At 30.5% G+C, this 14,103-nt stretch carries 14 protein-coding genes and 1 pseudogene; 10 read left to right on the top strand and 5 right to left on the bottom strand.

Annotated features, from left to right (window positions below; all coding sequences use genetic code 11):
- Positions 1 to 87: 87 nt before the first annotated feature.
- The 3 genes from KPL50_RS21410 to KPL50_RS21400 are packed head-to-tail and all read right to left on the bottom strand — an operon-like array spanning position 88 to position 3,447.
- Complete coding sequence (locus KPL50_RS21410) at positions 88 to 1,251, bottom strand: stage II sporulation protein P (protein WP_216300573.1); 1,164 nt, start codon at positions 1,249 to 1,251, stop codon at positions 88 to 90.
- A gap of 43 nt (positions 1,252 to 1,294) precedes the next feature.
- Complete coding sequence (locus tag KPL50_RS21405; RefSeq protein ID WP_216300572.1) at positions 1,295 to 3,058, bottom strand: M56 family metallopeptidase; 1,764 nt, start codon at positions 3,056 to 3,058, stop codon at positions 1,295 to 1,297.
- Positions 3,059 to 3,063: 5 nt separating this feature from the next.
- On the bottom strand, positions 3,064 to 3,447 hold the full coding sequence (locus KPL50_RS21400; RefSeq protein WP_216300571.1) for a BlaI/MecI/CopY family transcriptional regulator: 384 nt from the start codon (positions 3,445 to 3,447) through the stop codon (positions 3,064 to 3,066).
- A 142-nt stretch (positions 3,448 to 3,589) separates the two neighbouring features.
- On the opposite strand from KPL50_RS21400, the gene KPL50_RS21395 reads away from it, so the two are divergent.
- The 8 genes and pseudogenes from KPL50_RS21395 to KPL50_RS21360 all read left to right on the top strand — a co-directional run bounded on the left by KPL50_RS21395 (position 3,590) and on the right by KPL50_RS21360 (position 8,918).
- The gene (locus KPL50_RS21395; protein ID WP_309245204.1) at positions 3,590 to 3,796 is read left to right on the top strand and encodes an SRPBCC domain-containing protein; all 207 of its coding nucleotides are present in this window, start codon (positions 3,590 to 3,592) and stop codon (positions 3,794 to 3,796) included.
- Positions 3,797 to 4,110: 314 nt separating this feature from the next.
- The gene (locus KPL50_RS21390; RefSeq protein WP_216300570.1) at positions 4,111 to 4,674 is read left to right on the top strand and encodes a hypothetical protein; all 564 of its coding nucleotides are present in this window, start codon (positions 4,111 to 4,113) and stop codon (positions 4,672 to 4,674) included.
- Positions 4,675 to 4,747: 73 nt separating this feature from the next.
- The gene (locus tag KPL50_RS21385; protein ID WP_216300569.1) at positions 4,748 to 4,945 is read left to right on the top strand and encodes a hypothetical protein; all 198 of its coding nucleotides are present in this window, start codon (positions 4,748 to 4,750) and stop codon (positions 4,943 to 4,945) included.
- A 205-nt stretch (positions 4,946 to 5,150) separates the two neighbouring features.
- Positions 5,151 to 5,858 (top strand): PadR family transcriptional regulator, encoded by a 708-nt coding sequence (locus KPL50_RS21380; protein ID WP_309245203.1) that lies wholly within the window; start codon positions 5,151 to 5,153, stop codon positions 5,856 to 5,858.
- An 82-nt stretch (positions 5,859 to 5,940) separates the two neighbouring features.
- Entirely contained in the window at positions 5,941 to 6,753 is an 813-nt protein-coding gene (locus tag KPL50_RS21375) for a flavodoxin family protein (protein ID WP_216300568.1), read from the top strand.
- A gap of 199 nt (positions 6,754 to 6,952) precedes the next feature.
- A pseudogene (locus tag KPL50_RS21370) lies at positions 6,953 to 7,279 on the top strand (sensor histidine kinase); the annotation flags it as partial.
- 47 nt (positions 7,280 to 7,326) lie between these two features.
- Entirely contained in the window at positions 7,327 to 8,250 is a 924-nt protein-coding gene (locus tag KPL50_RS21365) for a YafY family protein (RefSeq protein ID WP_216300566.1), read from the top strand.
- 101 nt (positions 8,251 to 8,351) lie between these two features.
- Entirely contained in the window at positions 8,352 to 8,918 is a 567-nt protein-coding gene (locus tag KPL50_RS21360; RefSeq protein WP_216300565.1) for a DJ-1/PfpI family protein, read from the top strand.
- Positions 8,919 to 9,134: 216 nt separating this feature from the next.
- Here the strand turns inward: KPL50_RS21360 and KPL50_RS21355 are convergent, their stop codons facing one another.
- Positions 9,135 to 10,034 (bottom strand): AraC family transcriptional regulator, encoded by a 900-nt coding sequence (locus KPL50_RS21355; protein ID WP_216300564.1) that lies wholly within the window; start codon positions 10,032 to 10,034, stop codon positions 9,135 to 9,137.
- Positions 10,035 to 10,258: 224 nt separating this feature from the next.
- Here KPL50_RS21355 and KPL50_RS21350 point away from each other — a divergent pair, with 224 nt between their 5' ends.
- Together KPL50_RS21350 and KPL50_RS21345 are read left to right on the top strand one after the other, a co-directional pair.
- Positions 10,259 to 11,305 (top strand): methyltransferase domain-containing protein, encoded by a 1,047-nt coding sequence (locus KPL50_RS21350; protein ID WP_216300563.1) that lies wholly within the window; start codon positions 10,259 to 10,261, stop codon positions 11,303 to 11,305.
- 302 nt (positions 11,306 to 11,607) lie between these two features.
- Complete coding sequence (locus KPL50_RS21345) at positions 11,608 to 12,525, top strand: aldo/keto reductase family oxidoreductase (RefSeq protein ID WP_216300562.1); 918 nt, start codon at positions 11,608 to 11,610, stop codon at positions 12,523 to 12,525.
- A gap of 169 nt (positions 12,526 to 12,694) precedes the next feature.
- On the opposite strand, the gene KPL50_RS21340 is transcribed toward KPL50_RS21345, so the two are convergent.
- Positions 12,695 to 13,960 carry a hypothetical protein gene (locus KPL50_RS21340; RefSeq protein WP_216300561.1) on the bottom strand — a complete coding sequence of 422 codons (1,266 nt, stop codon included), beginning with the start codon at positions 13,958 to 13,960 and terminating at the stop codon, positions 12,695 to 12,697.
- Between the last annotated feature and the right edge of the window lie 143 nt (positions 13,961 to 14,103).

The raw sequence follows: 14,103 nt of genomic DNA, 5'->3' as shown, positions 1-14,103 counted from the left end.
GTATTAGTATTACCATAAAAATAAAAAATTAGTACAGGAGTGAATTCCCATACTAATTTCAGTTGAAATATACTTGTCTAAAATTATTTACACAAATCTATAAACATTCTCGCCATTTAATTGCTCTGCAATGATTCTAGATAAATACTTACCAGTGTTTTTTACCTCCCCAATATCATTAGTATATGTGCCTACTTCTATAAGCATTGCGTTATTACTTTTATGCTGGTTATAAAAATCTTTTCCACGATCAACAACTGTAATTTCTCGTTCATTTAAAAGAGTTGGGTATAATTTATTTGATATTTCTATCATTGAATTTATCAATTTCTTCTGCAGCGCATATTTTGTGTTTTTCTGTGCAACTACAAACATTAGTTGGGCAACATTTTCTCCATTTATTTTAGTTGTTACAGTATTCTTATCATATACACTATCTCTATGTAAATCTATAATTAAATCAAATTTTTCATATTCCTTTAAGTACTTATCTAAAGTAACTCCAGATTTTTTGTAGGCATTATTGTAATCCCCTTTATCATGTACAGTCTTATCATGGATAACGGCAATTCCATATTCTCTTTCTAGTTCCTCAGATATTACATCTCCTACAGCAACTACACTTCTTGTTGTATCCAAACTATTGGTAGTTTCAATTGTTTCCATGTCTGAGGTGCGATAAGCTTCACATGTATGAGTATGATATATCAACACCCGTGGATTTGCTTTATCTAGAGTTTGTTTCAACTTAGGATTATAGAGGTTTGCAATCACGTTACCATTAGGCACTTCAACTATGGACCTGCTTACTTGCTTATCATCTAAGTTAAAGGGGTTTAGAATAAATTCTTTTACTTTATCTATTTTGCTCTCATTATCTACATCAGTGCTAACTTCATTTCTATCCAAATATGCAATTTCTTTTGTTATTATTGATATAGGATTCAAAATATCTATTCCTAAAAATGATAAGGTTGCAACTTTCATACTATTTTTACTAGTAGTATGCTCCTGCTCAGTGTTTGAGGCCTTAATTACAGATAATACATTATTAATAACACTAACATAAAAATAATTTAGATATTTTCCTTCACTGTCTGCCTTAGCTCTTTTAGGTAAAATCACACCTAATAAAAAAATAATGAGTAATGTAAAAATACTTAAAAACAATCTAGTATTACTATCTTTGTTAATAGTGTGCTTTGGCATATGCTTATTCATGACTTTAAAACCTACACCTTCATTACTCATCTTATCCCCCTTAAAGATACAATATATGATCTAATAAATATATTTAATTAGATGGAACCCTTTGAGTACTCTTTAATGCTGAGACCAGTGCATTTACACAAACTTCAATATCACTGTCACTAGACATAGTATTTCCAAGCTCAACAAGTGCCGAATTGTTAGATAAATCTTGATTGAAATACGAGATTCCAAAGTTATACAAATATGTTCCTGATTCAATTCCATTTGCATTTTTAAGATTGACCATTAGGCTGTCTGCGAATTTCTTATTTGTTTCATAGTGAGGGCTACTTTCAGTAAGGACAAACATCATTTTTCTCACATTAGATTTGTCCTTTTCTGTTACATCCCGATGTATGTCTAATAAAATAGCATTCGAATATGAATCTACATTTTTTGTTATCAAATCACGTGAGGTTTGATATGATTTATTATAGTCTGTAGAGGGGGCGATTTTTATAAACTGGCTATTGAAACCCTCTTTAATAAGTTTATCATTGAGTAAAGAACCGATATCAGCTACCCTCATTCCAGAGGGATAAGCTTCATCAGGGTGACTATTGTAAATTACTATCTTAGATGAAAATGGTACTATAGGATTTGAACTATCACTTGATGAGTTTTTCATAATAGTTTCTACTGATGCATTTGATGTATTATTTTCTGTGCGTTTAGAAGGGGTAAAGGGTATGTCTACTTGCAGTGTTGTAGCTTTGGTAATATTATTATCTGAGCTTAAATTTGAAGTGTTTAGTGCAATTCCGAGGCTTCCTATAATGATGATAACTACAGTCCCAAGTATTACACCCTTAATATTTATCTTCTTATATTTTGAAATCATTATAATTCTCCTTTTTATTTCTAAACTATTCATGACCATAGGAGTAGTACCTATAAGTCTATTGCGGCTGCAAGCTAGCTCCAATACTCTTATTAATGCATTCCCATAGTGTAGGTGTCCACCCTCATCTAAATAAGAAATAACTTGGTTATCACAGGAAAATTCACAGTCTTGTCTCATCCTATGAAAGCCATAGAGTAAAAGTGGATTAAACCAGTAAGTAATGGACAATAAAGTTATAACCCAATTTATAAACATATCTTTGTTTTTTAAATGAGTTAGTTCATGCATTATGATATATTTGAATTCTTCATCACAAACATTAACCGCTACACTCAATGGAATTAATATCTTTGGTTTAATGAATCCACATAATGAAGGACTAATTATTTTTGTAGAATATAAGAGTTCTACCTCAGGTCTTATATTCATAGTTTTCATGCACTTATATAGAATTTCTTTATGTGTGCTGCTGATATTTTTTACAGAAGCTCTAATAATTTTTCTGAGTTTTTTATGTCCAGAAGATAATATCCCTATTAATAATACAACCCCCAATATCCATGTTAAACAAAATATTTGTTTGACATTAATTTTGGTTTTTAAAGGGAGGTTCATAACACTATTAATTACACTTTTATTTAGAGGCCCAAAAGCACTTATTGATATTGAATCACTTAAGTTTGTATTATCAAGTTGTTTTGAAGCATTAATTTGTGATTTTACTGTATTTTCATTCGTGGTGGTCTGTACATAAGAATTTTCAAATAGATTAGAAATATTAAAAGATGTTTGGGGTCCAAAAGGAATTATTAATTTTATGAGCAATATTAACCATATATAATAGTGAAAAGTAGAATTTAATTTATTTCTAAAGATTGTATTAGTAATTAATATCACTAATACAATTACGCTACCAATTAAAGATGAAAGTGCGATCAACTCAAAAATATTTAATAAATTCATACACATCAGCCTTTCGTTTTACTTGATTGTTCTAGTATATTTTTTAATTCTGATATATCCTTTTCAGAGATTTCTTCCGACTGGGCAAAGGTTAAAAGCATAGATTTAATAGAGCCATTAAATACTCTATTCACAAAGGACTTACTTTCTAATTTTATACATTCATCTTCTGAAACCAGAGGGTAGTAGAAATATTCATAACCTAACTTATTAAATCCAATTGCATTTTTATTTAATAATCTGTTTATCAGACTTTTAACTGTTGCTGGTTTCCACTGGGATGTATCCTTTAGTTCCTGTATAATATTGATCGATGAAATTTCAGAATTACTCCATATTATTTTCATTACTTCCCATTCTGCATTTGATATTTTAGGAATTTCATGCATTGTTATATCACCTTCCATTTCAATTACGACTGTAATTTGTATTATTTCTATACTATATTCTTGAATATAGTAATTATTACATTTTTACTCAAATCCATGCTTTATAATATTCTATTTAAAATTAGAAATGGATGAATAGTAAATAGCCTATGAAGGGTATCGTCATCCTCACTATGGTCGTTTTCTTCGACTTGTACCTGACCAATTGGTTGAACTTACATGGCTAACGGGTGCTGGTGGAACTAAAGGTGCTGAAACAGTTGTGACTGTAGAATTGAAACAAGGAGAGGATGGAAATATATTAGAACATAACCAAACTTTTAAGTTTTTTAATCGTCTAATAATATGAGGGGTAATACATTGCTTGCTATTTATAAACCTTTCATAAATAGTAAGTGAATTTTTAAGAAAGTTTATATTTTGTTTATACTTAGTTTATAGAAAATATATGGTTCTATTTTACAATTAGATTATTGGAGCATTAAAATACAAATAGAGAAAGAATTTTCTTAAGAGATTTGTAACGATTATGTAAGTATTTTGTAAAAAATGTCCTGTATAATTATTTATAGGTAGTTAGAGTGAATTTAATAATTAACTTCAATTAGAAGTAAACGTATAACGCTTGGAGATTAAAAAAAACATGTGGGTGAGGTATACCAAATGAAAAAAATAATGTTGATTATAGCTGTTTTAGTGATAACAAGTATAGCAATAATATTTTCAAAGAATATTAAGGCGTTTATACAAGGAGAAAATCAATCCTTAAATAAAAATATCTATAATTTTCTAGAGGATGTAGGAAATCAAAAAAATATCTATGGTGCGGCAATAGATTTAAATAAGGAGAGTTCTGCAAATACTTGTGTTTATTTTATAGCTGAGGTGCTAAGGCGTAATGATTTTAATGTGCCTAAGGGAATAGGGAATATAGCCCAGATGATAGCTATTCTGGAAGAAGAGGGTTGGCAAAAACAAAGGGATTATAAAAATTTAATGCCTGGGGATATATGTTTCACCACAGATGGAAATGGGGATAAAAATGGTATTCCGACTCATACATATGTATTCATGAAATGGGTAAAAGAAGGGAACTATGATTATGCCTATATATGTGATAATAAAGCCAAGGATTATAAAGGAAATGTCTATCATATTCGGAATATAAATGTTGTAGCTAGATCCAATGGTTTTGATAAAGAGGCTTTTGCATTCTTCATGAATTGATTTCCTGTTATAGACCTTTTACGGAACGGTTAAAAAATTAAGTGTAAAATAATATAAAATTTTGGAGGTTAAAATGCTTAAAGTATTGTTTGCAATGAATATTTTAGTAACAACTACAGCATTACTTTTCTGGGTTAGTGGGATCAGGTATTTTAAAAGGGATGAATACAGTAAAAAGGGTATTAAATGTATACTTGGGGGCACCAGTATTACAGGGATATGTATCATTATAGGGGCCTTACTTTTTGTGCCGACTTTCTTCCCAATATAACAATATATTGACTATAAAATGGGGTTCTTTGCGAGCGAGCTCTGCAGCCATGTTCTCAAAGTTATCCACAACCACAGCATAAAAACCCCAATTTATCAACATTTAATTCATATTAGTACACAGTCCGTTCCCTATTTTTGCCAATTGCTTCTTGACATTAACCAACGTTGGGTATAATATATTCATATACGATGTTGGATGAGAGGTGATTTATATTATTAAAGTACTGATATTATACTATTTAAGTATTAAACCTACACATGGGTATGAAATTCAGAAATTTATACAAATGAATCATATGGATAGTTGGACAAAAATTCAATCGGGCTCCATTTATTATGCTTTAAATAAACTTGAAAAAAAAGGTCTTATAGTATTGTCAGAGGAAGTAGGCACTGGGGCTAAGGCCCGTAAAGTTTATTCTATTACAGAAGTAGGAAAAGTTGAATTAAGACAATTGGTGAAAGAAGAATTAAATCATCAAATTTCCGAGGTTGGATCTGATAAATTTATTGTTTATCCGCTATTAAATATTCTTGATAAAGATGAAATGGTTACTGCGTTAAAAGAACATATCGAAAAGTTAGGTGATCAAAAAATGTATTTTGAAAAATGGCAAAAGATTAAAGTTAATGAGCAAACTCTTGCAGTAGAAAAAATTACTTTCGAAATGATGTTATCTAATCTTGAATTTCAAATTAAGTGGCATAATGCTCTAATTGACAACATGGAGGAGTGCATTACAGCTAGTAAAGAAATAGCTAAATTAATTTCAAAGTTTGATTTTTCAAGTGTACAAGATATAGAAATGGATACCGCAGAAAATATAGAAAACCTAAAGTATCAAATATTAAATAACCCTGATACTGCACCAGAAAAATTAGAACAACTGATTAAAGCGTTGAAAAAATAATCATTATCCTATCCGGAACTGGATAGGATAAAAAAATAATACTTATATCCAACGTTGTATATAAAAAGAGAGGGTTTAAAAGATGAAAATTATTGTCCTAATGGGAAGTCCACGCAAAAAAGACAGTTATAATGTATGCAAGTTAATCGAGGCTAAATTGATGAAAAGCTCCATAATAGAATTGGAATATATCTTTTTAAAGGATTACGTAATTGAAGATTGTAAAGGGTGTGATATGTGTTTTAAAAAAAATGAAAGCCTTTGTCCTTGCAAAGACGACGATTTGCACAAAATAAAAGAAAAGCTTTTGAATGCTGATGCTATTGTTTTTGCATCACCGGTATATGCATATCAAGTACCTGCACCACTAAAGCGAGTGATTGATAGATTATCCTATCTGTTCCATCGTCAAGAATTAATAGGAAAACCTGCATTAACAGTAGTAACTTCAGATGGCGGTGGACATAAGCAAGTGAGCAAATATCTTAAAATGACCCTATGCGGATGGGGGTGCAATCTAGTAGGGAACATTAATATTATCTCACCTATGTTTTTTGAAAAAAAGGAAAATTCAGCATGGGGATATGATAAAAGCTACCATAAAACAAACACTGAAAAGATTGAAAGGTTTGCAGAGAGGTTTATAAAAATTACAACTGATAATGCACCACATACTCCTACTTTTTATGATATTTTTATGTTCAACTGTTTAAGAAGTAAAACCTTTACTTCTAAAGCAGACTATGATTTTTGGAAGAAAAGAGGGTGGCTTAATTCCAATTACTTTTATGAAGTGCATATAAATCTATTTAAAAGAGGATTTGGTAGTACATTAAAAGCCATAGTTAATTTAGCAGGAAAGAAATTAAAAAACAAATCAATTTATAGCGAATAGTAGAATCAGGATCTTCGTTTAGGATTCCCATATTTAATGAGGAAATACTAATTGCTATTAATGCTTTTGATAAACGATTTACTTTCTTTAGCAATAGTTTCAGTGGCATAAAGATATATAGAATGCTTGCCGACAACAGAAATCACTTTTCCATAATTGAATTGGGATACATATCTGCTAAAATGTTGAAAAAGCGTTAGTTAATTTAATTATGAATAGTGCAAAGCATAATAAACCAGGCTGTCATATTACAATAAATGTTCCAAAAGTAAATAACAAAAACGAACATGTATCAATTATAATAGCAGATAATGGTTGTGGTATTTCGGAGGTTAAACAAGACATTCTTAATAAAAAGGATTTTTTTAATACTTCCATAAATCAAGCACATGGATTGGGATTAATCATAGTGAAAAGTATAGTTACTGCTCATCACGGACAAATAACTATTGAGAGTAAAGAGGGACAAGGTGTGAGCATAATTATTACAATGCCAAAAGTTAATCTAGGCAATAAAAAAGAGTGAAATTATAAGACACTAAACTTTGAGGGAAAGGCAGGTAACATTAGATTATGAGAGCAGAGAGATTTTTATCAATTTTAATTATTATTTCTCAAAAGGGATTAGTGACTGGAAGAGCGCTTGCTGAGCATTTTGAGGTATCTTTAAGAACAATATATCGTGATATAGAAAAAATAAGTGAAGCAGGGGTTCCTATAGCAGCTACTGGTGGTAAGGGTGGAGGTTATTATATTATGGAAAACTATACTTTAAATAATCTATTCCTTAATAAAAAAGAAATTGAGCCTTTGATTGCTGTAATGGATAATCTAAAGTTTTTATTTGGGAATAACCAACAATTTAATGATATAGTACTTAAGTTTGAAACTTTACGCGACAGTGAAAAAAAAGAATGTGATAATCTTAGTATAGATATGTCTCACTTTAGTATGGAGAAGGAACTTAGGGAGTATTTATTCCTTATAAAAAAAGCTATTGAAGACAATAGGATATTGGAGTTTGAATATATAAATAGAAAAATGGAATATTTAAAGAGGCTAGTGGAACCAATTCAGATAGAATTCACCAATGGGCATTGGTATATTATTGCCTTTTGCAGAATAAGAAAAGACTATAGGAAGTTTAAACTTGTTAGAGTAAGAAATATGAAACTAGGTGGCGTATTTAAAAAAAATCCAATCTCAAAAGAGGAAACAAAAAAAATATTCAGTGAAAGTTATGAAAAAAACAGTATTTTAGTTACATTAAAGTTTTCTAATGAAATAGGTGGGCAATTAAGTGAGTATTTTTCAAAAGGTAAAATTAAAATTTTGGAAAATGGAACATACATAGTTGAAGAATTCTTTCCAGAGGATGAAGGGCTAAAGAAATTTATTTTAGGATTTGGTAATGACTGCGAAGTCATAGGTCCAGATAAATTAAGAAATGAAATGACGGAATACATAAGAAATATATATAGTAAATACAATGACTGACATATAGGTGTCAGTCATTGTGTTTTATAATAGAAGAATAGAACTTTGAAGAAATCAAAAAAACTCAACAAGCTATAAAATAAAAGAGAGAGGGTTATGAAATGAATGTATGTGTTTTTTATTATGATGGTTTTTGTGAATTTGAAGTTGTGTTTGCCGTTAATCAGTTTAGGGATAATATTATTTCAGTAGCTTTAGAAAACCGTGTGTATATAAGTGAAGAAAAACAGAGATTTTTACCAGATAAAACAATACAGGAATTAAATCCAGATGATATTGATCTTTTTATTATCCCTGGTGGAAACCCTGTGCAACTTTATGAAAAAACAGAACTAAAAGAGTTTATCTTAAAATTAAATGAAAAAAATAAATTCATTGCAGGTATTTGTGGTGGAGCTGAACTTATGGCACATTATGGTTTGCTTGATAATAAAGAAGCTAACGGCGATAGTGAAGGGTTTAGAGTGGATGAAAGCAATAAGCACATATATGAAAAAGTAATTATAGTAGATAAGGATGTGGTTCGAGATGGGAACTGTATAACCTCAATTGGACAAGCATTTATTGAATTTTCTATTGAACTTGGTAAAGTAATGAACATTTATAAAAATGATGAGGAAATCAAAGATGATTATAACTGGTTAAAAAATATTAAAAATAAAAAATAGAATTAGCACTTTTGCGGAGTTATAACAATATTTATAGGGAGACCTAAAATTTTATGAATTTAAGGGGTTTTAAGCGAAATGTTAAAAAGAGAACTAATACCTGTAATAATACAATATATATTCCAGCCACTACCTGGTAAGCACTTTGGAAATTGATATTAATCCATTGAATCCTAAGAGGCTATCTCAATTTTTTTGAGATAGCCTCTATAGATTTTATATGCTTTTAATTGGAATATAGATTTTCATTGAAATTTTATCATATTCCCAGGGGTGACAATGCTCATCATAGTGCTCAAAGTCAAATTTACCTTCATCAATTTCATATTGTGAATTTGGGAACCATTGTTGAAGTATATAGGTCCAGGTTCCATTTATGGAAGCTACAAAGTCATCTTCATGTACCTGTGGCGATGTAAATACAGCATAGGTAGCAGCAGGAAGCTCTAATTTGCACATATCATCGGTGGCTTTATCAAAGTTATCAACACCAACGGCCATTAGATATGAAAAGTCATCAGTAGCCATATTGGTATTAATACAGATGCAATACTCTCCATGCTTTGGCGGATTTAGCTGCTTATACAATTTCTCCTCACAATTATTATCATCAAAACCACGCTGGCCCCAGAATGCTGGGATATCGCTTGAACGTAATACATTTTTAAGGTTATTCTTAAATTCATACCCAGCCACCTTAAAGCCAGGCATTTCAATTATTTTAGGTTCCATAATAATCCCTCCAGTTAAAATTTCTTTTAAATATACTAAATTAATTTTTGGGGGCAATCCCTTTGGAGCATGAAGTCTGTATAGACTCGGGGGATAACCAAAAGCAAGTTTAAAGGCTTTATTAAAACCGGCATGAGTTTCATAGCCATAATCCATTGCGATATCAATTATCTTTGTTCCAGTGGTTAGAGCATGTAAAGCGAATTGTAGTTTTCTTTTTGTCACATAATCCATTACAGACATATGGACAAAACTACTGAATATTTTATAAAAATGGTAGGTTGAAAAACCTGCAGTTGAAGCTAGCGTATCTAAAGATATATTATCCTGGATATGCTCATCAATATAATCTATAGTTTTTTGAATCAAGTTAATATACTCCATCAAGTCACCTCATTTGAAATCATTTTCCCGTACGGTAATTATATAATAACATTTATAAATATAATTGCTTATCCTAATTTGTTAATATTAAAATTGCAAAATAGGTAAAGGGAATTATGGATTATATTTGACCTTCTCCTAAGGTGAAGGTTTATACTATAAATAAGTTAGTGATTAAGTTTAAAATTTGATCTCTAAAAAATAGATTTCTATGAGGTGGGGCAATGAAAATAAAGTATAGTATTAAAGAAGTGGCAGAATTGTTTAAAATAACAACAAATAAGATTCGATTTTATGAAAAGAAGGGGTTAATCACAGCTGCACGGGATGAGGAAAATAATTATCGCTACTATACAGAAAATGATTTAATGAAATTACAGACCATTCTTATGTATAGATTATTAAATATACCCATAGAAGATATTGAAGATATACTGAAGAATGATTATAAAAATAATGTATTAAATCATTTTTATAAGCAGTGGGAAATCATAAACAATGAAGTTCATAGAGCAAAGCTTATTCAAAATTCGCTGGAAGAAATAATGGATACAATATATGAGGCAAATGATGAAAAATATCATATGAGTATTATTGAATCCATTAAAAAGATGAATGAGATATATAAGATAAAAGAAAACTGGAAGGATAAATGGGATTTTGATGGATGGGCAAAAAACTATGATAAAGACGTAAAAATAGACAGAGGTAGTTTGAAAATTTACCAAAACTATGAAATGATTTTAGATACAGTTTTTAGAAAAGCAACGGATAATTTAGATAAAGAAGTAGAAATACTAGAAATAGGTGTGGGGACTGGCAATCTTGCGAATAGATTTTTGGAACAAGGGTTTCATATAACAGGACTAGATCAATCAAGGGAAATGTTAAATGTGGCAAAGGAGAAATTTCCAAAGTTAAAGTTGAGACTAGGAGAATTTTTAAAGATACCTTTTGAAAACAATACTTTTGAAATTATTGTATCCACCTATGCATTTCATCACTTGAATGATGATGAAAAAGGGGTCGCTATTAGGGAAATGTTAAGGATTTTAAAGAATGATGGAAAAATTATAATTGGTGATCTTATGTTTCTAAATGAAAAACAGAAGCAAAAAATTATGGGAACTCTCACAAAGGGGCAGGTTGATGAAATTGAAGACGAGTATTATTCAAACATAGAGTTATTAAAAAGTGAATTTGGGGAATATGGTAAAACAATAAATGTGCTTAAAATTGATGAGTTAAATTTTGTAGTTGAAGTAGCCTGATCAAAATCGTAGGCTAAATATAAATAGAAATACCCTATTCCCATTCATTAATATGGATGCCTAATCTACAGCCCTTTGGGGAAATTCCCTAATATTTTTTAAGGCCATTATGTGATGGTTTTTATTGATAATAATTGTTATAATTGTGTATGTAATAATGATTCATAAATGGAGACACTAACATAGATATTAGAAATACTAATTTAAAGTGAAGAAAAGAAATAATAAGGCATATGACAATAGACTAGCATACTGAATTGTTATTTATTTGAATGTGTCTAATATAAAGGAGGGTGTAAACTATGAAAAAAATTTATATTGCCAATGGAAACATCAGTGCATCTGAAATTGCCTTAGGATGCATGAGAATAAATAGTCTTTCTAAGAATGAAGCATCAAAACTTATCAATACCGCAATGGAAGAGGGCATCAATTTTTTTGATCATGCTGACATTTATGGCAAGGGTAAATCTGAGGAAGTTTTCGCAGATGCTGTTGATATGAAATCGTCTCTTAGGGAAAAAATTATAATCCAGACTAAGTGTGGTATAAGAGATGGATATTTTGATTTCTCACAGCAGCATATTTTAGATTCCGTAGAAGGTAGCCTTAAGCGGTTGAATACTGACTATATAGATATTATGTTACTTCACCGTCCAGATACTCTTATGGAGCCGGAAGAGGTTGCAGAAGCATTTTCAAAGCTCCATAGTAGTGGAAAGGTTAAATACTTTGGGGTATGCAATCAAAACCCTATGCAAATTGAACTACTGAATAAATATCTAAATCACAAAATCATTATAAATCAGCTACAGTTAAGTATAACAAATACGGGTATGATTGATTCTGGGTTGAATGTAAATATGCAGATAGCTCCCTCTATTGACAGAGATGGAAGTATTTTAGAGTACTGTCGCTTAAAGGACATTACTATACAGGCATGGTCTCCATTCCAGTATGGTTTTTTTGATGGAGTATTTTTAGATAATGAAAAATTCCCAGAGTTAAATAATAAAATAAACGAAATTGCAGCTACTAAAGGTGTAACAAATTCAGCAATTGCAATTGCGTGGATTTTAAGGCATCCTGCTAAAATTCAGCCACTAGTGGGCACTACAAACGCGAAGCGTCTAGTAGATATTTGCAAGGCCGCGCGAGTTGAGCTAACAAGACAAGAATGGTATGAGATATATAGGGCAGCAGGAAATAAGCTTCCATAAATATAGGCAATAAAGTGAATGCTACTGATAGATACTTACAAAAAGGACTTACTGTGAACAGTAAGTCCTTTGCTATGCGGCTTGAAAATGTTTGCTATATTAGCTTATTCTAAAATAGTGTATAATAAAATATTAAATTATTATGGCATAGAATTTATTAGTTTAGTTGCTATTTCACATCAGTAGCTATTAATATAACATCATCTATGGAGTAACCATGGATGCTTTTAAAGCTTGAATAATTATTCTTTATTTTTTTATAAAGATTTCTTGTATATGACATTCTAAAAGGATAGTATTTCTCAATATCTTTAATGTATTCCTTACTATATAAGCTATAATTCTGAGAAATTGCTTCAAAAATAAGAGAAACTAAATTTTTCTTCAAGAAATCCTTCATCTTATATGATTCTGTTGAAGTAAAGCCTTCATCTAAATCTATTATCTTATTAGAAAAATCAAATAGAGCATTGGTAATATTATCTAAAGGCCATTTTTCTGAGGTTTGAGAAAATATAGTCATATGACCGTTCGCTAGATCTTCTTTTGTATCCTGCAGGTCATCACAAAACTGAAGCAGCGCTCCATAAGCAAATATAAAATCTGCTTGCGTCCCAGAAAGATTACCATGTACAAGATAGGCATCTGCAAGTACAGAACAACCACCTTTTTCAGTGCTTATTCCTAGAATATCCTTTTCATAAGGGGAAGTCACACCCTTTTGCTGTGTAAGACTAGTACATTGAGCGGCATGTATGAGTAAAAGGCTTTCATATACTTCACTATAGTGGGCCCGAGGATATTGACCCTCAATTATGCTAACTAATTTAAATAGCGCTTCTTCGTAGGAATTGCTACATTTTATTTCTTTACCTTCTAATCTTAATTTAAACCTCTCATTAATTAGTTTCTTATCCTCAAAGGATATTAAAGGGTTGTCTAAATAATTATCAGTATAGGGATAAAGCATGCTATAAGCAAAAATTGAGGGGGTATATTCCACCTTAATGTTAAAAAGAACCTGGAGTATATTCATAATCCAAACATTTCGAAGTGCTTGGACCATCCTATCTAAGGTTATAGTATTATCAAATTCTTTAACATTACAAATAAATTCATGAGTTATTATTGGGAGTGATTTTGAAAAATCACCGTTAATTTCCTCTTCAGTAAAGCCAGAAGTGTGACCAAAGTTTTTTATCAGGGACCACAGCGTAGTTCTCCAATCTATTTGCTGATTTTCTTCTTTAGGACATGCCTTTAGGTGAGAAAATAGGTCATTCAAAAACTTATTCATAAGCTTTTCACGTATAAATTTTTCTTTAAAACTATTTTCTTTGCTGAAGATAGGAGAACATTTATCTGTGTTCCACCACAATTTTATATATTTATTTTTAAGTTTATCTACAGTATTATATACAACTAAGTTATCCATAATTCACCTCTTTTTACCAATTATAATAGGGAGTACTAGATTTGTATAGTATTAATAAAATTAAAAACCGCACTGGGTTTTTCCAGTACGGTTTTTGCTTTAACTAGTTTGCCACCTAATTATGAAAACATAATTCCACAATT

The sequence above is a fragment of the Clostridium sp. CF012 genome, from assembly GCF_018861755.1.
GTDB lineage: Bacteria > Bacillota > Clostridia > Clostridiales > Clostridiaceae > Clostridium_AD.
Note: the sequence above shows the minus strand (reverse complement) of the source record. Positions and strands in the feature narration are given on the sequence as shown.

Coding starts and splice junctions, on each gene's coding strand:
- KPL50_RS21340 (WP_216300561.1), bottom strand. CDS start 13,960: ATGGATAACTTAGTTGTATATAATACTGTAGATAAACTTAAAAATAAA.
- KPL50_RS21385 (WP_216300569.1), top strand. CDS start 4,748: ATGCTTAAAGTATTGTTTGCAATGAATATTTTAGTAACAACTACAGCA.
- KPL50_RS21360 (WP_216300565.1), top strand. CDS start 8,352: ATGAATGTATGTGTTTTTTATTATGATGGTTTTTGTGAATTTGAAGTT.
- KPL50_RS21355 (WP_216300564.1), bottom strand. CDS start 10,034: ATGGAGTATATTAACTTGATTCAAAAAACTATAGATTATATTGATGAG.
- KPL50_RS21375 (WP_216300568.1), top strand. CDS start 5,941: ATGAAAATTATTGTCCTAATGGGAAGTCCACGCAAAAAAGACAGTTAT.
- KPL50_RS21410 (WP_216300573.1), bottom strand. CDS start 1,251: ATGAGTAATGAAGGTGTAGGTTTTAAAGTCATGAATAAGCATATGCCA.
- KPL50_RS21365 (WP_216300566.1), top strand. CDS start 7,327: ATGAGAGCAGAGAGATTTTTATCAATTTTAATTATTATTTCTCAAAAG.
- KPL50_RS21345 (WP_216300562.1), top strand. CDS start 11,608: ATGAAAAAAATTTATATTGCCAATGGAAACATCAGTGCATCTGAAATT.
- KPL50_RS21405 (WP_216300572.1), bottom strand. CDS start 3,058: ATGAATTTATTAAATATTTTTGAGTTGATCGCACTTTCATCTTTAATT.
- KPL50_RS21350 (WP_216300563.1), top strand. CDS start 10,259: ATGAAAATAAAGTATAGTATTAAAGAAGTGGCAGAATTGTTTAAAATA.
- KPL50_RS21390 (WP_216300570.1), top strand. CDS start 4,111: ATGAAAAAAATAATGTTGATTATAGCTGTTTTAGTGATAACAAGTATA.
- KPL50_RS21400 (WP_216300571.1), bottom strand. CDS start 3,447: ATGCATGAAATTCCTAAAATATCAAATGCAGAATGGGAAGTAATGAAA.